The sequence below is a fragment of the Pseudomonas sp. AFG_SD02_1510_Pfu_092 genome, from assembly GCF_003331055.1.
Lineage (GTDB): Bacteria > Pseudomonadota > Gammaproteobacteria > Pseudomonadales > Pseudomonadaceae > Aquipseudomonas.
In genome coordinates this window covers 40,770-57,410 of sequence record NZ_PUQD01000013.1, presented here as the reverse complement: position 1 = coordinate 57,410, position 16,641 = coordinate 40,770, and the positions used below count along the sequence as shown (strand labels likewise).

Sequence of the window (16,641 nt, the reverse complement as noted above, 5' to 3'; positions counted from 1 at the left end):
CGCGAACACCGGCGCAGCCGGTGCCATCCACCGCGTCGCCTGCTTCGCGCGCTTGCCCGCTCCCATAGGGGAAGATTCCCCACTGCTTTTATTGCACGCGTTCAGCGCTGCCTGCTACCAGCGGGCCTAGAATTGAACATTGGGGGCGAAACCGGAGGTGCATCATGCGTATGGCAAAGACCCTGCAGGATCGCCTGAACAAGGCCAACTGCGACTACGACATCATTCCCCATCCCCGTTCGGCCACCAGCCTGGAGTCGGCCCGCACGGCCGGCGTGCCCGCCGAGCGCGTCGCCAAGTCGGTAATGCTCGATGACCGCCGTGGCAACTACCTCATGGCCGTGTTACCGGCCAACCGGCATCTGGACATGACCAAGGTGCGCATGTCCGGGGCCTGGCAACTGACCCGGGAAAGCGGCCTGCCGAGCCTGTTCGGCGACTGCGAGCGCGGTGCCGTGCCGGCGCTGGGCGAGGCCTACCAGATAAAGATGCTGCTTGATTCGAGTCTTACCCGCCAAGGCGATGTCTATCTGGAGGCAGGTGATCACGATCATCTGATTCACATGAGCATGGAGCAGTACCTGAAGCTGGTGCCGCGCGCCGAAGTGCGTGAGCTCAGCTGATGCTCTCAACCCATGCCGGGCTGGCATCGTCGATGACCGGCCCGGCGACGAGGAGGAACCATGGATAAGCCGATTCATCCTTTGTCGGAGATTTTCCAACAGCTGGGGTTGCCGGACGATCCGGTCGAAATCGACCGTTTCATCACCACCCATTCGCCGCTGGACGACGATGTGAAGCTGGTTGATGCGCCTTTCTGGAACGATTCACAACGCGCATTCCTGAAAGAAAAGTACATTGCCGATGACGACTGGATCCCGATGATCGACCAACTGAACGAGGCGCTGCACCTACCCAAGAAATAAAGCGCCGAGCGGTGCCTGACGAGTGATTGGCCGTTGCTATGCTCAGGAAAACAACAAGGGGATAGCGCGATGAAAGATCCCTATGCACCGGGTTTCTGGTGCTCCGTGACGATCCTGGGCACGCTGACGGCCAGTTACTTCTACGGCATCAGGCACACGCAACAGATGAACCAGGCCGTGCATTTCCTGTATGCGGCTGCGGCTGTCACTGTGGCGGTGGTGCTGGTGGCGCTGACCTGGATCGCCTGGCAGCAGCTGCACCTGAACAAGCGCGAAGTGGTGCAGGGGCGAACGTTGCTGACCATCTGGAACACCAAGGTCGCGCTGCGCCGCGTCGAAACGGTGTTCGATCGCTATTTCTGGGGCAGTTACTGGCATTCGGGGCGCACGTTCGAAGAAGTCATGGGCGAACTCAGGGGCACACCGCTGGAGCAGAGCCTGGACGCGTTGAAACGCCAGTGCCGGCTACTCGACCGCGAGATTCATGACCACCACCATCACTGGCTGGCCAATGCCCGCGACCTGTCCAGCGTGGCCCAGGCCATGGCCCGTGAACGCTACCAGCTGGACCTGGGCGAACCTACCCACAGCGGCCACGGCAATACCGCCGTGCTCAACCGCGATCTGGAAGTGTTGGTGTACACCTGGTCGGCGCGCCTGCGCAGCTTCGACCATCAACTGGACGAGCTGGAGCGCGCATACCATTGAAGCGCGTCATTCGCCGCGGATGTACTGCTCCAGTTTGACGATCAGGCTGGCCTGTTCGGCGATGGTTTCCTTGACCAGGTCGCCGATCGACAGCAGCCCGAGCAGCTCGCCGTTGCTGACCACCGGTAGGTGGCGCAGATGGCGGTTGGTCATCAGGTTCATGCAGTACTCGAGGTTCTGTTTCGGTTCCACGGTGACCACCGGTGCACTCATGATCTCGCGCACGGGCGTCGCGGCGGACGAGCGGCCTTTGAGTACCAGTTTGCGTGCGTAGTCCCGTTCACTGACGATACCGACCACTTCGTTGCCCTCGACCACGGGCAGCGCACCGACGTTTTTCTCCGCCAGCATTTTCAGGGCGTCGAGCACCGAGTCATCCGGGCCGATGGTGTATACGGTCTGGTGCTGGGACTTGGTCTTGAGGATTTGTTCGACGGTCTTCATACGGGCCTCTGCGGGTGAAAAGTGCGCTGTCTCGGAGTAACTAAAGCATCCGGTACGGCGCTCTGCACGGCAATGCAGGAAACGGCATGGAGTCGATTGAAAAACGTCATGAAGGGGGGGCCTGTACCGGCCTCTTCGCGGCTAAAGCCGCTCCCACAGGAATTACACCGCCTTTGAAAACTGCGCTATCTCTGGTGGGAGCAACTGCTTGCTCAATTTTGAAACATTGGCGCCAACTCTGTGGGAGCGGGCGCGCCCGCGAACATCGGCGCAGCCGGTGCCATCCACCGCGCCGCCTGCTTCGCGGGCATGCCCGCTCCCACAGGATTGGTGTGGCCTGTGGGCCTTGTGCAATACCTGTGGGCTTTAGCCGCGAAGACCGTCACCACCAATCAGAGCTTCGGCAACTGCCCGATCCGCGCGACCATCTCGCTCACTACCTGCAGGTCCAGCATGAACTGTTCCACGGTCTTGAACTCGTTGTCGTTGTGCCCGGTGTACTTCACATCCGGCATGGCCAGGCCAAACTGCACGCCGTTGGGCAGGTCATGCACCGAGGTGGCGCCGGCCGAGGTGCCGAACTCGTGCTTCATGCCCAGGTTTTCAGTAGCCACGGCAAGCAGGGCCTTGACCCATTCGCCTTCAGGGTTACGGTACATCGGCTCGTCCAGGCTGTAGTCGAAGGCCACCGAGGTGTGGCTTTGGCGGGTCCATTTGCCCAGCTTGTCGGCCAGCTCGTCCTGGATCGTGGCAATGGCTTTGCCTTTGGGAATGCGCAGGTTCACCGCCAGCTTCAGGCCTTTGTCATCCACCCCGACAAAGGTCAGCGAGGCGGTCAGCGGGCCCATGAACGCGTCCTTGTAGGCAATGCCGAGCTTGTTGCCCAGGTAGTCCAGGCCCCAGTTGTCGGTGGCATAGCGGGCCGCATCGGTGAAGTGGTTGTGCTTGAGTGGTACCTGCTTGCCCAGGCCGTTGATGAAGTCGAGCATGCGGGCTACCGGGTTGACGCCAGACTCCGGCTCCGAAGAGTGGGCGGAAACGCCGGTCACCGTAAGCAGCACATTCTTGCCTTCAGGCTTGGCGTCGATGCTGAAATCGCCGCCATGCTTTTTCACGTACTTGGCGCCGGCTTGCTGCAGGCGCTTGGCCAGTTCTGCCGGGTTATCGGAGGTCAAGGTCGCCACCGAGGTGGTCGGGATCTGGTTGGTGGCCAGGCCGCCGGTCAGGTTGACGATTTCTGCGCCCTGGCCACTGGCCGGGCGTTTGCTGAAGCTGGCCATGACCGTGCCGTAGCCTTTTTCAGCGATGACCACCGGGTAGCCGCCATCGAGGGCCAGGTTGTAATCCGGGGTCGGGTTGCGCTCGAAGTAGTAGGGAATGGCATCGCCGCTGGTTTCTTCGGTGGTATCGATCAGCAGCTTGAACTGCCGGGCCAGCGGCAGGTTCTCGTCCTTGGCCACTTTCAATGCGTACATCGCCACGACAATGCCGTTCTTGTCGTCCTCGGTGCCGCGGCCGTACATGCGGTCACCGACCAGGGTGACCTTGAACGGGTCCAGGCGCGTGCCATCGGCCAGCTTCCAGTTGTCCGGGTTGACCGGCACCACGTCGGCGTGGGCGTGAATGCCGATCACTTCCTTGCCGCTGCCCAGCGAAATCTCGTAGACCCGGTTGTCGATGTTGCGGAACGCCAGGCCGAAGCTGTCGGCCAGGGCCTTGATCTTGTCGGCGATCTTGAGGAACTCGGGGTTCTCGTGCTGCGGCGTGCCCTCGACGTTGAAGGTGGGGATGGCCACCAGTTCACGCAGGGTCTCGCTGGCGGCCTTGCCGTACTTGATGCGGGTGTACAGGCCGAGCAGGCGGTTGATTTCGTTCTGTTGCTCGGCGGCCAATGGCTTGCCGGCCAGGTAGGCATCGAGGGTTGCCTCGAGGTTGTCGGCCTTGGCCAGGTCGTTGCCTTTGAGCTTGCCGAGGAATTGCTTGAAATCGCTCGGGTCGCTGCCGTCGAAGGCTTTGACGATGGCAGCGGACTGCTGCTGGGTAAGGTTGGCCTGGGCCGGCTGGGTGAACAGGCCGATGCTGGCCAGCAGCAGGGTAGTGGCGGTGAGTTTTTTCAGGTACATGGTTGTGCGCATTCCTTCGCCAATCATTGTTGTGGGTTACCCGTCGGGAAACGGGAAGACGCCCACGCTAACACCAATGACCCCTGGCACGGGAGTGCCAGAAACGCGACATGTCGCACAAACGAAAAAGCCCTGGGCGCAGGCCCAGGGCTTTTTGATATGGCGCACTCGGCGGGATTCGAACCCACGACCCCTGCCTTCGGAGGGCAGTACTCTATCCAGCTGAGCTACGAGTGCAACGCGCACGCATGATACCCATCTGCGTCGGTGGCGTCCATCGCCTTGATCTATGGCTGTTTTTCCCCGTTTGCCTGGTCCAGAGGCAAATCCATCTATCCATATGCGATATCAGTATTTCCTTACAGCTGCTTATGCCGACTACTCTCCGGTCACAACTTGTTATAACAAGTCACTGATCAGCGAAGAGACACCATGGCCGAACTGCTTCCCCTGTCCCCGGTACCGCTTTATACCCAGCTGAAGGAACTGCTGCGCGAGCGCATTCTCGACGGCACCTATCCACCGCACAGCCGCATGCCCTCGGAAAGCGAACTGGGCAAGGCCTTCGACGTCAGCCGCATCACCGTGCGCCAGGCGTTGGGCGACCTGCAGAAAGAAGGGCTGATCTTCAAGATCCACGGCAAAGGCACCTTCGTCGCCAAGCCCAAGGCGTTTCAGAACGTCACGACCTTGCAGGGCCTAGGTGAATCGATGACGCAGATGGGCTACGAGGTGATCAACCGCCTGCGCAGCTTCCGCCATGTGCCGGCCAATGCCGTGGTGGCGGCGCGCCTGCAGGTCGAGGAAGGCAGCCTGGTCACCGAGATCCGCCGCGTGCGCCTGATCAACCGCGAGCCGGTGTCGCTGGAGCTGACCTGGCTACCCAAGGCGGTCGGCGAAAAACTGGAGAAGGCCGACCTGGTCACCCGCGACATCTTCCTGCTGCTGGAGAACGACTGCGGGATTGCCCTTGGCCATGCCGACCTGGCGATCGACGCGGTACTGGCCGACAGCGACCTGACCCAGGCGCTGGAGGTGGAAGAGGGCGCGCCGATCATGCGCATCGAGCGCCTGACCCACGCCGCCGACGGTACCCCGCTGGACTTCGAACACCTGTACTACCGCGGCGATGCCTTCCAGTACCGCCTGCGTATCGACCGCCAGAAGGGGAGCAAGGCATGAGCATCCAGACCCAGGACTACGACATCATCGTCATTGGCGGCGGTACCGCCGGGCCGATGGCCGCGATCAAGGCCAAGGAGCAGGACAAACACCTGCGGGTGCTGTTGCTGGACAAGGCCAACGTCAAGCGCAGCGGCGCCATCAGCATGGGCATGGACGGGCTGAACAACGCCATCATCCCCGGTCACGCCACGCCGGAGCAGTACACCAAGGAAATCACCGTAGCCAATGACGGTATCGTCAACCAGGCCACCGTGCATGCCTATGCCACCCACAGCTTCGAGACCATCGAGCAGCTCGACCGCTGGGGTGTGAAGTTCGAGAAGGACGAAACCGGCGATTACGCGGTGAAGAAGGTTCACCACATGGGTGCCTATGTGCTGCCCATGCCCGAAGGCCACGACATCAAGAAGGTGTTGTACCGGCAGCTCAAGCGGGCGCGGGTCGAGATCAGCAACCGCATGGTCTGCACCCGTGTGCTGCTTGACGACGAAGGCGCCGCCGCTGGCGTGCTGGGTTTCGATTGCCGCAGCGGCGAGTTTCGTGTGGTCCGCGCCAAGGCGGTGATCCTCGCCTGTGGTGCCGCCGGGCGCCTGGGCCTGCCGTCATCGGGCTACCTGATGGGCACCTACGAAAACCCGACCAATGCCGGTGATGGCTATGCCATGGCGTACCACGCTGGCGCCGAGCTGGCCAACCTCGAATGCTTCCAGATCAACCCGTTGATCAAGGACTACAACGGCCCGGCCTGCGCCTACGTCACCGGCCCTCTGGGCGGCTACACCGCCAACAGCAAAGGCGAGCGCTTCATCGAGTGCGATTACTGGAGCGGGCAAATGATGTGGGAGTTCCACCAGGAGCTCGAAGGCGGCAATGGCCCGGTGTTTCTCAAGCTCGACCACCTGGCCGAAGAAACCATCCAGAACATCGAACAGATCCTGCACAGCAATGAACGCCCCAGCCGTGGCCAGTTCCATGCCGGACGCGGTACCGACTACCGCCAGCACATGGTCGAGATGCACATTTCCGAGATCGGCTTTTGCTCGGGCCATTCGGCCTCCGGGGTGTGGGTCAACGAGAAGGCCGAGACCAGCGTCAAGGGCCTGTATGCCGCCGGCGACATGGCCGCCGTGCCGCACAACTACATGCTCGGGGCCTTCACCTATGGCTGGTTTGCCGGGGTGAATGCGGCGCAGTACGTGGCCGGGCGCGAGTTCGCCGAGGTCGATGCGGTGCAGGTCGAACGCGAGCGTGCGCGGGTGTTCGCCCCGCTGCAACGCGAGCATGGCCTGCCGCCAGCCCAGGTCGAATACAAGCTGCGGCGGATGGTGAACGATTACCTGCAGCCGCCGAAGGTCACCAAGAAGATGGAAATCGGCCTGGCGCGCTTTGCCGAGATCGAGCGTGACCTTGCCCAGATGAAGGCCAGCAACCCTCACGAACTGATGCGGGCCATGGAAGTTTCGGTGATTCGCGACTGCGCGGAAATGGCCGCCAGGGCCTCGCTGTTCCGTGAGGAGAGCCGCTGGGGCCTTTATCACAACCGGGTGGATTTCCCCGAGCGAAACGATGGCGAGTGGTTCTGCCATTGCCACCTGAAAAAAGGCGAAAACGGCGAAATGACCAGTTTCAAGAAAGCGGTCGAGCCGTACCTGATCGCTTTGGATGCCGAAGAGCAGACCGCCTATGACCGGCTGCGGGTGAAAGCCGACGCTGCCTGAGTAAAACAGAGGGCCAAAGGCCCCAAGGACCCGTGAAATGGCTTACCAGCCCCAGGAAATCTTCTTCCGCAGCAGCGCCCCGGTAACCATCGATGAAGACAAGTGCATCGCCGAAAAAGGCTGCACCGTCTGTGTCGAGGTCTGCCCCATGGATCTGCTGGCGATCAACCCGGCCACGCAGAAAGCCTATATGGCCTTCGACGAATGCTGGTACTGCATGCCCTGCGAAAAAGACTGCCCCACCGGCGCGGTGAAGGTCGACATTCCGTACCTGTTGCGCTGATTCATCTCCGCCATCCGGTAAACCTCCGGACGCGACTTCTGCAATGCCCCCTCGTTTCCCACCACCCAGGCCCGGTGGCGGAGACGACACCAGAACTCAAAACGATTCGAGGGGAAACACTCATGCGCCTTGTAGCAACCGTGGCCGGCCTCGTGCTGGCGCTCGCTGGTGTCAACGCCAGCGCCGAAACCATCCGTATCGCCATCGGCACCCAGGACACCACCATCAACTGCGCCACCGGTGGCCTGCTGATCCGCGAGCTGGGCCTGCTGGAAAAGTACTTGCCACACGATGGCAAGTACAAGGACGCCCAGTACCAGGTCGAGTGGAAGAACTTTACCAGCGGTGCGCCGCTGACCAACGAGATGGTTGCCGGCAAACTCGACTTCGGCGCGATGGCCGATTTCCCGGGTTCGTTCAATGGTGTTGCGCATCTGGATGCCGGCAAACGCAGCCTGTTCATCAGTGTGCTGTCGGGCAGTGTGCATGGCAGCGGCAACGGCATCGTGGTACCGGCGGCGTCCAGTGTGCAGTCGCTTGGCGATCTCAAGGGCAAGACCATTTCCGTGCCGTTCGCTTCCACCGCCCATGGCATGCTGCTGCGCGCCGTCGCAGCCCAAGGCTGGGACCCGCAGAAAGATGTGCGGATCATCGCCCAGGCGCCGGAAATCGCTGGCTCCGCCCTGCGCAGCAACCGCATCGAGGCCCACGCCGACTTCGTGCCGTTCGCCGAACTGTTCCCCAACCGCGGCTTTGCCCGCAAGATCTACGATGGCGCCCAGGCTGACGCGCCGACCTTCCATGGCGCCCTGGTCGATGCCGGCTATGCCAGCAAGTATCCGGAAGTGGTGACCGCTTACCTGCGTGCCAGCCTCGAAGCCAACCGCCTGATCGCCGCCGAACCGGAAAAGTACAGCGAGTTGATCGAGAAGGTCACCGGCATCGAAGCCGAGGTCAACTACCTGTTCCACGGCCCACTCGGGCTGCAGACCCGCGACCTGACCTGGAAGCCTGAGTACCGCAAGGCCGTGGCGACGTCCATCGATACCCTCAAGCTGCTGAAAAAGACCGACCGCGGGCTCGACACCAGCAAGTTCATCGACGACCAGTACATCCGCGCCGCCTTCACCCAAGCCGGCCTGGACTACGAAAAGGCGCTGCACGATTACGCTGCGCTGCCACTTCAGGCCAATGACGCACTGACCGGCAAGCCAATCACCGATTTCACCCGCCTGGCGCAAATCTGGGTGCGCGGTGAAGACAAAGTTCGCCATTACGCATCGCCGCAAGCCGCGTTGGCAGCCTTGGCCCAGTTGGAGCAAGAGGGCAAGGATATCCGCGCCATCTACGCCCAGGCTGCCGACAGTGGCATCAAGTTGCTGGCCAACCAGGCCTGGTTCGTCCGCAACGCCAAAGGTGAGCTGGCTGCGTTCCTGCTCAAGGACCAGGCCGAGCAGTACGCCAAGGCCCATGGCGGTGAAGCGCTGGACTTCGTCAGTGCCAACCAGAAGCTGGTTGCCCAGCGCTGACCCAGGAGCCCGCCACATGATCCGCACGCTCAAGCGCTGGCCTGTGCGCCTGGTTTCGCTGCTGGCCTGCCTGCTGTTCTGGCAGTTGGCGGCCAGCCTGAAGCTGGACCTTGGTCTGCTGACGTTCACCTATGTACCTACGCCGAGGTCGGTGCTGGATGCGACCTGGCAGTTGCTCACTTCCAGCGCACTGCTGGCACACCTGGGCAGCAGCCTGTCGCGGGTGTTTGCCGGTTATGTCGCTGCGGCGCTGCTGGGCGTGGCGCTAGGGTTGCTGATCGGGCGCTGGAAGTGGGCCGAAGACCTCCTGCTACCGCCCCTGGAAGTGCTGCGGCCAATCCCGGCGGTGGCGTGGATACCGTTGGCGATCCTGATGTTCCCGTCGTCGGAATTGTCGATGGTGTTCATCACCTTCACCGGCGCGCTGTTCCCGATCCTGCTCAACACCGTGCATGGCGTCGAGGCGGTCGACCCGCGCCTGGTGGCGTCGGCGCGCAGCCTCGGCGCCGGGCGTTGGGCAATCCTGCGGGAAGTGGTGCTGCCTGGCGCGCTGCCGAGCATCGTCACCGGGCTGGCCATCGGCATGGGCACCTCGTGGTTCTGCCTGGTAACCGCCGAGATGATTTCCGGGCAGTTCGGCATCGGCTATTACACGTGGGAGTCCTACACCCTGCAGAACTACCCGGACATCATCGTCGGCATGCTGTTGATCGGTGTGCTTGGCATGGGCAGCAGTGCCCTGGTCAAGCGTCTCGGTGCATTGGCCACGCCTTGGTATCGCACGCGGAGGGCTGCCTGATGAACAGTTATCAACAGGCCCCTGGGCGCATCGATGGCCAAGGCGTGTCGATTTGCCTGGGCCAGGGCCGCGAGGCATTCGAAGCGGTACAGCGCCTGGACTTTGCCGTGGAGCCCGGCGAGTTCGTGTGTATCCTCGGGCCTTCCGGCTGCGGTAAATCGACCTTGCTCGGTGCCTTGGCCGGGCACCTGTCGCCCAGTAACGGGCAACTGCGCGTGGACGGCCAGGCCATTGACGGGCCATCCCCGCAGCGCGGCATGGTGTTCCAGCACCACACCCTGCTGCCCTGGCGCAGTGTGCTCGACAACGTGGCGTTCGGCCTGAAAATGCAGGGCCTGGGCAAAGCCGAGCGGCGCCAGCAAGCGCATGAAATGCTGCAACTGGTCGGCCTGGCCGATTTTGCCGGGCGCTGGCCCAGCCAACTGTCTGGCGGCATGCAACAACGTGCGGAGATCGCCCGGGTGCTGATCAACCGCCCGCGCCTGCTGCTGATGGACGAACCCTTCGGCGCGCTCGACGCACAGACCCGCGCGCGTATGCAGGAGCTGCTGCTGGAGGTATGGACGCGCATCCGCACGACCGTGGTTTTCGTCACCCACGATATCGATGAAGCGCTGTTCCTGGCCGACCGCATTCTGGTCATGAGCCCGCGCCCCGGGCGCTTTATCGAAGACCTGCGCCTGGCCTTTCCCCGCCCACGCCGGGTCGGCCTGCTGACCAGCCCCGAATTCACCCACCTCAAACGCCACTGCCTGGCCTTGCTGCGCCATGAAGAGGGCCGCGAACTGCCGCGCCTGACCCCGCTTGGCCTGCCAGGCACCGACCACCTGCCATTACGGATCGCGCTATGACTGAACGAAGCACCGACAACCCCGACGTCCTTGAACTGCTGCCGCGTCTGGAGGCGGGCGACGCCGGTGTGCGCCGAATCGCCCTGATCGAACTGGCGGATCTGGAAGACCCCGAGGCGCTGCCATGGCTGACCGACGCGTTGCTGGTCGACAGCGCCGACGAGGTGCGTGCCGAGGCCGCGCGCTTGCTGGAGGCCTGGGAACAACCCGAGGTTATCCAGGCGCTGTGCGCGGCGTTGGCCGATAGCGCCGAAGCAGTGCGCCTGGCTGCGGCCCAGAGCCTCAGCGAATTGAAGAGCCAGGAGGCCGGGCAACTGATCCTGCCGTGGGCCGCCCATGCCGATGCGTTCGTCCGCGCCAGTGCCCTGCGAGCGTTGCGCGAATTGCGCCTGGAGGACGCTGCCCAACCCGCACTGCAAGCGTTGCAGGACCCGGACGCAGCTGTGCGCCGCGAAGCGGTCGGCATTCTCGGCTGGCTCAAGCATGAACCGGCGTTGCCGGCACTGGCGTTGCTGGCTGAACGCGAGCCGGATACCGAAGTACGCCGTGCTGCCATCGGCGCCTTGGGCCTGGCCCGTGACGGCACTGTGTTGCCCGCCTTGTTCGCTGCGCTGAATGACCACGCCTGGCAAGTACGTGAAGAAGCGGCCACCACCTTGGGCAAGGTTGGCCATGCCCAGGCCGGCCCGGCGCTGGTCGAAGCGCTGGGCGACAGCTTCTGGCAGGTGCGCCTGCGTGCCGCGCGCTCGCTGGGCCGGCTGCGTCATGCCGCAGCGCTGGAGGCGCTTGTGGCGCTGCTTGGCCACGGCATTGCCAACCTGCGCAAGGAAGCTGCACTGGCATTGGGCGAACTGGGCCAGGCAGGTGCCTTGCCGGCGTTGCAGGCGGCCGAGGCCGACAGCGATCCAGAAGTGCGCAAGGCGGTGCGTATCGCCCTGGCGCAGTTGCGCGGGGTGGCCTGATGGCAGCCCCGAGCGCGATTCGCAACCAGCGTGGGGCCGGGCAACTGGTCTTGCAGTGGGCCGATGCCGAGCTGGTGTTCAGCCATGCCCGGCTACGCGGCGCCTGCCCCTGCTCGCAATGCCGGGCTGCCAGGTTGCAAGGGCGGCTGTCGTTGGTCAGCGCCGATGTGCATGTGGAACAGGTAGTCATGCAGGGCTATGGCGTGCAGCTGCTGTTCAGCGATGGGCATGAGCGGGGCATCTATCCTTGGCAATACTTGCGCGATCTCGGTCAGTCGCTACAGCTATAGCGCGATCAATTCGGGCCGCAGGCCTTCCACCCGGCGCGCTGGCGGCGGCAGGTAGCCGCCGTCGCCGGTAATCTGGTGCAAGACCTTTTCGCGCAGGCCGTGCAACGCTGCACCGGTGCGCAAGCGCGGGTGCGGCAGGTCGATCTGCACCACCGACTTGATCCGGCCCGGGCGCGGCTCCAGCACCACCACCCTGTCGGCCAGGTAAGTGGCTTCTTCGGCATCGTGGGTAACCAGCAGCACCGTGATGCCGGCACGTTCGCGAATGGCCAGCAGTTCGTCCTGCAGTTGCTGGCGGGTCAGCGCATCCAGCGCGCCGAACGGCTCGTCGAGCAGCAGGATGCGCGGGCTGGCCACCAGGCCGCGGGCAATCGCCACGCGCTGGGCCATACCGCCAGACAGTTGGTGCGGGTAGGCCGACTCGAAGCCGGCCAGCCCCACCAGTTGCACGAACTCGTGTACCCGCCGCGCGCGCTCACCCTGAGTGAGCCGTTCGTTGACCAGGCCCAGGGCAATGTTCTGTTCCACACTCAGCCAGGGGAACAGCCGGTGTTCCTGGAACACGATACCGCGCTCGCCGCCGATGCCGCTGACGGTATGGCCGTCGATGCGGATGCTACCGCTGTAATCGGTGTCCAGCCCCACCAGCAGGCGCAGCAAGGTGGACTTGCCGCAGCCGGACGCGCCGACGATGGCAATGAACTCGCCCTGGTTGATCGACAGGTTGAAGTCGCGGATGGCCTCCAGCGGCTGACCATCGACGCGGAACACTTTGCCAACCCCCTCGAAGCTGACCAGGGGCGGGGTGGCGTCGGGCTGGTTGGCCGCGCGCAGGTACGAGGTATTGAATGCAGTCATGCGGTTCTCCAGCGCGTGGCGCGCGATTCGAGGCGTTGTCCAAGGGTGCCGAGCAGGGCGCCGACCAGGCCGATCAACAGCATGGCGGCCATTATCTGGTCCATGCGGAACAGTTGCTGGGCGCCGATCATCAGGCTGGCGATACCGCCGTCCGAAGGCATGAAGTATTCAGCACCGATCGTGCCCAGCCAGGCGTAGATCAGTGACAGGCGCAAGCCGGCGAAAATTGCCGGGGCCGCGCCGGGCAGCACCAGCAGGCGCAGGCGTTGCCACAGGTTCAGGCGCAGGGTGCGGGCCGCTTCGCCCAGCTGCGGCGAAAGGCTGGCGATCCCGCGTTGGGTGGCGATCAGCAGCGGGAAGAACGCGGCCAGGCCGACGAATACATGCTTGGCCCCCTCGCCCAGGCCGAACCAGGCGGTCAGCAGCGGCACCCAGGCGAACAGCGCCACCTGGCGCAAGGCCGACAGGCTGGGCCCGAAGACCCGCTCGGCGGGGGTGCATAGCCCCAGCAGCAAACCGCCGAGCAGGCCTGCGCTGCCGCCCAGCAGCAGGCCAGTCAGGGTGCGCTGCAGGCTCAGCAGCAAGGCCTGCGGCAGGGAACCATCGGCCAGGCCGGCCAGCAGCGTATGCAGTACCTCGAGCGGCGAGGTCAGGATGTTCGTATCGACCCAGGCAAAGCTGCTGCTGGCCTGCCACAACGCCAGGAGCGTCAATGGCAACAGCAGGCTTTGCCAGCCGCGTGGCAGCGGCCCGCGCTGCTGTTCGCCCGTGGCCGGTTGCGGCCAGTACAACAGGCGCCGTTCCAGGGCAGAGAACCCGCGCTCCAGCAGCGCGCCAACCAGGCCGATCACCAAGATGCACAGCAGCACCAGGTCGAGCATGAACAGCTGGCGCCCCCACACCATCAGGTAGCCGATCCCTTCGCTGGAAGCCAGCAACTCGACGGCCAGCAGCGAGGTCCAGCCGGTGGCGAGGGCCAGGCGTACGCCGGTAAGAAAGGCCGGCAGGGCGGCCGGCAGCAACACGCGCAGCAGGCGAAGGTGGCGAGGCAAACGCAGCACCGCAGCGGCCTCGCGCAGTTTTGGCTGGGCATCGCGCACACCGACCAGCGTGTGCAAGGTGACGGGGACTACCACCGCTTTCACCAGCACCACCAGCTTGAGCCATTCGCCGATGCCGAAGAACAGCATGAACAACGGGATCCAGGCCAAGGTCGGGATCTGCGCCAGCGCCACGAAGGTTGGCAGCACCAGCGTCTGCGCCTGTCGCGAAGCACCCAGCCAGATGCCCAAAAGCAAACCAGTGCCGATGCCGACCGCCAACCCCCCGAACAACCGCTGCAAGCTTATCCACAGGTGCCCCCACAGCTCGCCGGAGCCAAACTCCAGCGCGCTCTGCCATACCAGTGTCGGCGCCGGCAAAATCTGCTCGCTCATCCACTGCTCTCGGCTGGCCACCACCCAAAGCAGCGCAATAACCACAGGCAACAGCCACGGCAGCAAGCTGGCGCGATCTTTGTGGGAGCGGCCTTGCGTCGCGATAGGGCCGCGCAGCGGCCCCCGAAACCAACCCCGACCTCTGCTCAGAATTCCATTCATCGGCCATCTCTCGAAACGTTGCCAGAATATTCACTTATGGAATAAAAAAAATTCCAAAGTAACGTTCAAGAGATAAGACCATGCGCTCTCTGCATGCGGAAGTCCTTATCCGTTGCGTTTTCCTCATATTTTCCATGCGTTTTTCGCAAGCCAGCCCGGGGCCCCCGTCCCACCTGGTTTATGCAAATCGGTTACTAGCGAATGAAGTTTTGATCTTTTGCGGTTCTAACCAGACCTGCCTAGCTTCTGGCCAAAGCGCCGGCCATCGCCGGTGGCAGCCTGCCAAGGAGCCTTGCCATGAAAACCCCGCTGCGCCACCTGATCACCGCCCTCGGGCTGGCCTTCACCCTCAGCGCCCACGCGGCTGAGCCAGCCAAGCCGCAAAGCATCCGTATTGCCGTGCCCGACCTCAGCGCCGGCAGCAAGCCCAGCGCCGGCGGCGTGGTCGATGTGCTGCGTGAGCAGCAGCTGCTGGAGAAGGAATTTGCCAAGGACGGCATTCGTATCGACTGGCACTTCTTCAAGGGCGCCGGGCCGGTGGTGAACGAGGCGTTGGCCAACGGCCAGGCGGATTTCGCCTACCTCGGCGACCTGGCAGCCATCGTTGGCAAGGCCAATGGCCTGGATACCCGCGTGCTGTCGGCGGGCGTGCGGGGGGTGAAGAGCTACCTGGGCGTGGTGCCCGGTTCCGGCATCAAGACCCTGCACGACCTCAAGGGCAAGCGCGTGGCAGTGTTCCGCGGCACCGCCAACCAGCTGTCATTTGCCAGCGCCCTGGCCAGCCAGGGGCTGAGCGAGCGCGAGCTGAAGGTGATCAACCTGGACTTCAACGCGGCCAACGCTGCGCTGGCGGCCAGGCAGATCGACGCCACCTGGGGGCTGTCCAACCTGCTGTCGCTGCGCGAGCGCGGGCTGGTCGAGTTGCCGGTCAACTCGCGTGACCTGGAAGGCGCCGGCAGTACCCAGGCCGTGCTGCTGGGTACCGGCGACTTCATCCGCCAATACCCCGAACTGGTCCAGCGCCTGGTCAATGCCCAGCAGCAGGCCAGCGCCTGGCTACGCGACGAACATAACCGCCAGGCCTATATCGACCTGGTGGCCAGCAACGCCAACTGGCCGCGCAGCATTCTCAGCGACGACCTGGCCAGGGAAGACCTCGCCCATTACTTCGACCCTCGGCTGGATGCCGGCTTCGTCGGCCAACTGCAGCAAGGCGTGGACCTGGCGGCCAAGGAGCGCCTGATCCGCCGTGGCTTCCAGGTGGCCGACTGGATCGAACCGCGTTTTCTCGATGCTGCACTGAAACACGAACAGGCCGTGCAGGCCGCCCGCTGAACCCCGAAACCCGCCAATGACCGCAAGGACCACGACCATGAGCAATGCCGCCCTGGCCACCGTGCCACACGCCCTCGAACTCGACATTCACCCGGTTGCCGGCCGTATCGGCGCCGAGATACGCGGCGTGCAGTTGTCCGCCGACCTCGATGCCGCCACGCTCGACGCCATCCAGGCCGCGCTGGTGAAGCACAAGGTGATCTTCTTCCGTGGCCAGACCCACCTCGATGACCAGAGCCAGGAAGCCTTCGCCAAGCTGCTCGGCGAGCCGGTCGCGCACCCCACCGTGCCGGTGGTGGATGGCACCAGCTACCTGCTGCAGCTGGATGGCGCCGAGGGGCAGCGGGCCAATTCCTGGCACACCGACGTGACCTTCGTCGACGCCTATCCCAAGGCGTCGATCCTGCGCAGCGTGGTAGCGCCGGCCGCGGGTGGCGATACCGTGTGGGCCAACACGGCGGCGGCCTATCAGGAGTTGCCGGAGCCGCTGCGCGAACTGGCCGACAAGCTGTGGGCGGTGCACAGCAACGAGTACGACTATGCGAGCCTCAAGCCCGATGTGGACCCGGCCAAGCTGGAGCGCTACCGCCAGGTATTCACCTCCACCGTGTACGAGACCGAGCACCCGGTGGTGCGCGTGCACCCGATCAGTGGCGAGCGGGTGCTGCAGCTGGGGCATTTCGTGAAGCGCATCAAAGGTTATTCGCTGGCCGATTCGCAGCACCTGTTCGCCGTGTTGCAGGGGCATGTGACGCGCCTGGAGAACACCGTGCGCTGGCGCTGGCAGGCGGGCGATGTGGCGATCTGGGATAACCGCGCGACGCAGCATTATGCGGTGGATGATTACGGGACCCAGCCGCGGGTGGTGCGGCGGGTGACGCTGGCGGGTGAAGTGCCGGTCGGGGTGGATGGGCAACTGAGCCGCACTATCCGCAAGGGTTGAGGGATATGAGGAGCCCTGTGGGAGCGGGTTCGCCCGCGAATACGATGGCGGCCTCACCGCCGCATTCGCGGGTGAACCCGCTCCCACAG

General features: G+C 63.9%; 17 protein-coding genes and 1 tRNA gene. 13 read left to right on the top strand and 5 right to left on the bottom strand.

Annotated features, from left to right (window positions below):
- Positions 1-164: 164 nt before the first annotated feature.
- From C6A77_RS08700 to C6A77_RS08690, 3 genes are all read left to right on the top strand, one after another.
- Entirely contained in the window at positions 165-623 is a 459-nt protein-coding gene (locus tag C6A77_RS08700) for a YbaK/EbsC family protein (RefSeq protein ID WP_114169085.1), read from the top strand.
- A gap of 60 nt (positions 624-683) precedes the next feature.
- Positions 684-926 (top strand): DUF2789 domain-containing protein, encoded by a 243-nt coding sequence (locus tag C6A77_RS08695; RefSeq protein WP_114169084.1) that lies wholly within the window; start codon positions 684-686, stop codon positions 924-926.
- Positions 927-995: 69 nt separating this feature from the next.
- Positions 996-1,634 (top strand): NADH:ubiquinone oxidoreductase subunit N, encoded by a 639-nt coding sequence (locus tag C6A77_RS08690; RefSeq protein ID WP_114169083.1) that lies wholly within the window; start codon positions 996-998, stop codon positions 1,632-1,634.
- 6 nt (positions 1,635-1,640) lie between these two features.
- Here C6A77_RS08690 and C6A77_RS08685 read toward each other — a convergent pair whose 3' ends face one another.
- From C6A77_RS08685 to C6A77_RS08665, 3 genes are all read right to left on the bottom strand, one after another.
- Complete coding sequence (locus C6A77_RS08685; protein WP_114169082.1) at positions 1,641-2,078, bottom strand: CBS domain-containing protein; 438 nt, start codon at positions 2,076-2,078, stop codon at positions 1,641-1,643.
- A 392-nt stretch (positions 2,079-2,470) separates the two neighbouring features.
- Positions 2,471-4,201 carry a dipeptidase gene (locus C6A77_RS08670; protein WP_114169079.1) on the bottom strand — a complete coding sequence of 577 codons (1,731 nt, stop codon included), beginning with the start codon at positions 4,199-4,201 and terminating at the stop codon, positions 2,471-2,473.
- Between the two features lie 160 nt (positions 4,202-4,361).
- Positions 4,362-4,438 (bottom strand) — tRNA-Arg (locus C6A77_RS08665).
- Between the two features lie 195 nt (positions 4,439-4,633).
- On the opposite strand from C6A77_RS08665, the gene C6A77_RS08660 reads away from it, so the two are divergent.
- From C6A77_RS08660 to C6A77_RS08625, 8 genes are all read left to right on the top strand, one after another.
- A complete protein-coding gene (locus C6A77_RS08660; protein WP_114169078.1) occupies positions 4,634-5,383 on the top strand; it encodes a GntR family transcriptional regulator in 750 nt (249 codons plus the stop codon).
- A complete protein-coding gene (locus C6A77_RS08655; protein WP_114169077.1) occupies positions 5,380-7,104 on the top strand; it encodes a fumarate reductase/succinate dehydrogenase flavoprotein subunit in 1,725 nt (574 codons plus the stop codon). Before C6A77_RS08660 ends, C6A77_RS08655 begins: the two co-directional genes overlap by 4 nt.
- A 37-nt stretch (positions 7,105-7,141) precedes the next feature.
- Entirely contained in the window at positions 7,142-7,387 is a 246-nt protein-coding gene (locus C6A77_RS08650; RefSeq protein WP_008096634.1) for a ferredoxin family protein, read from the top strand.
- A 122-nt stretch (positions 7,388-7,509) separates the two neighbouring features.
- A complete protein-coding gene (locus C6A77_RS08645) occupies positions 7,510-8,916 on the top strand; it encodes an ABC transporter substrate-binding protein (RefSeq protein ID WP_114169076.1) in 1,407 nt (468 codons plus the stop codon).
- A gap of 16 nt (positions 8,917-8,932) precedes the next feature.
- Positions 8,933-9,715, top strand: a complete 783-nt coding sequence (locus C6A77_RS08640) for an ABC transporter permease (RefSeq protein WP_114169075.1) — start codon at positions 8,933-8,935, stop codon at positions 9,713-9,715.
- Positions 9,715-10,566 (top strand): ABC transporter ATP-binding protein, encoded by an 852-nt coding sequence (locus tag C6A77_RS08635; RefSeq protein WP_114169074.1) that lies wholly within the window; start codon positions 9,715-9,717, stop codon positions 10,564-10,566. Before C6A77_RS08640 ends, C6A77_RS08635 begins: the two co-directional genes overlap by 1 nt.
- Entirely contained in the window at positions 10,563-11,528 is a 966-nt protein-coding gene (locus tag C6A77_RS08630; RefSeq protein ID WP_114169073.1) for a HEAT repeat domain-containing protein, read from the top strand. Before C6A77_RS08635 ends, C6A77_RS08630 begins: the two co-directional genes overlap by 4 nt.
- Positions 11,528-11,818 carry a gamma-butyrobetaine hydroxylase-like domain-containing protein gene (locus tag C6A77_RS08625; protein WP_114169072.1) on the top strand — a complete coding sequence of 97 codons (291 nt, stop codon included), beginning with the start codon at positions 11,528-11,530 and terminating at the stop codon, positions 11,816-11,818. Before C6A77_RS08630 ends, C6A77_RS08625 begins: the two co-directional genes overlap by 1 nt.
- Here C6A77_RS08625 and C6A77_RS08620 read toward each other — a convergent pair.
- Complete coding sequence (locus C6A77_RS08620) at positions 11,813-12,676, bottom strand: ABC transporter ATP-binding protein (RefSeq protein ID WP_114169071.1); 864 nt, start codon at positions 12,674-12,676, stop codon at positions 11,813-11,815. The two genes, C6A77_RS08625 and C6A77_RS08620, sit on opposite strands and share 6 nt — an antisense overlap.
- Entirely contained in the window at positions 12,673-14,274 is a 1,602-nt protein-coding gene (locus C6A77_RS08615) for an ABC transporter permease (RefSeq protein WP_275937128.1), read from the bottom strand. Before C6A77_RS08615 ends, C6A77_RS08620 begins: the two co-directional genes overlap by 4 nt.
- A gap of 297 nt (positions 14,275-14,571) precedes the next feature.
- On the opposite strand from C6A77_RS08615, the gene C6A77_RS08610 reads away from it, so the two are divergent.
- Together C6A77_RS08610 and C6A77_RS08605 are read left to right on the top strand one after the other, a co-directional pair.
- Positions 14,572-15,609 (top strand): ABC transporter substrate-binding protein, encoded by a 1,038-nt coding sequence (locus C6A77_RS08610; RefSeq protein ID WP_114169070.1) that lies wholly within the window; start codon positions 14,572-14,574, stop codon positions 15,607-15,609.
- 37 nt (positions 15,610-15,646) lie between these two features.
- A complete protein-coding gene (locus C6A77_RS08605) occupies positions 15,647-16,552 on the top strand; it encodes a TauD/TfdA family dioxygenase (RefSeq protein ID WP_114169069.1) in 906 nt (301 codons plus the stop codon).
- Positions 16,553-16,641: the final 89 nt, after the last annotated feature.

Excerpts from the sequence above, each read along its gene's own strand:
- C6A77_RS08650 (WP_008096634.1), top strand. The coding sequence starts at position 7,142 with ATGGCTTACCAGCCCCAGGAAATCTTCTTCCGCAGCAGCGCCCCGGTA.
- C6A77_RS08630 (WP_114169073.1), top strand. The coding sequence starts at position 10,563 with ATGACTGAACGAAGCACCGACAACCCCGACGTCCTTGAACTGCTGCCG.
- C6A77_RS08695 (WP_114169084.1), top strand. The coding sequence starts at position 684 with ATGGATAAGCCGATTCATCCTTTGTCGGAGATTTTCCAACAGCTGGGG.
- C6A77_RS08700 (WP_114169085.1), top strand. The coding sequence starts at position 165 with ATGCGTATGGCAAAGACCCTGCAGGATCGCCTGAACAAGGCCAACTGC.
- C6A77_RS08690 (WP_114169083.1), top strand. The coding sequence starts at position 996 with ATGAAAGATCCCTATGCACCGGGTTTCTGGTGCTCCGTGACGATCCTG.
- C6A77_RS08615 (WP_275937128.1), bottom strand. The coding sequence starts at position 14,274 with ATGAATGGAATTCTGAGCAGAGGTCGGGGTTGGTTTCGGGGGCCGCTG.
- C6A77_RS08640 (WP_114169075.1), top strand. The coding sequence starts at position 8,933 with ATGATCCGCACGCTCAAGCGCTGGCCTGTGCGCCTGGTTTCGCTGCTG.
- C6A77_RS08645 (WP_114169076.1), top strand. The coding sequence starts at position 7,510 with ATGCGCCTTGTAGCAACCGTGGCCGGCCTCGTGCTGGCGCTCGCTGGT.
- C6A77_RS08655 (WP_114169077.1), top strand. The coding sequence starts at position 5,380 with ATGAGCATCCAGACCCAGGACTACGACATCATCGTCATTGGCGGCGGT.
- C6A77_RS08635 (WP_114169074.1), top strand. The coding sequence starts at position 9,715 with ATGAACAGTTATCAACAGGCCCCTGGGCGCATCGATGGCCAAGGCGTG.
- C6A77_RS08605 (WP_114169069.1), top strand. The coding sequence starts at position 15,647 with ATGAGCAATGCCGCCCTGGCCACCGTGCCACACGCCCTCGAACTCGAC.
- C6A77_RS08625 (WP_114169072.1), top strand. The coding sequence starts at position 11,528 with ATGGCAGCCCCGAGCGCGATTCGCAACCAGCGTGGGGCCGGGCAACTG.
- C6A77_RS08610 (WP_114169070.1), top strand. The coding sequence starts at position 14,572 with ATGAAAACCCCGCTGCGCCACCTGATCACCGCCCTCGGGCTGGCCTTC.
- C6A77_RS08660 (WP_114169078.1), top strand. The coding sequence starts at position 4,634 with ATGGCCGAACTGCTTCCCCTGTCCCCGGTACCGCTTTATACCCAGCTG.
- C6A77_RS08670 (WP_114169079.1), bottom strand. The coding sequence starts at position 4,201 with ATGTACCTGAAAAAACTCACCGCCACTACCCTGCTGCTGGCCAGCATC.
- C6A77_RS08620 (WP_114169071.1), bottom strand. The coding sequence starts at position 12,676 with ATGACTGCATTCAATACCTCGTACCTGCGCGCGGCCAACCAGCCCGAC.
- C6A77_RS08685 (WP_114169082.1), bottom strand. The coding sequence starts at position 2,078 with ATGAAGACCGTCGAACAAATCCTCAAGACCAAGTCCCAGCACCAGACC.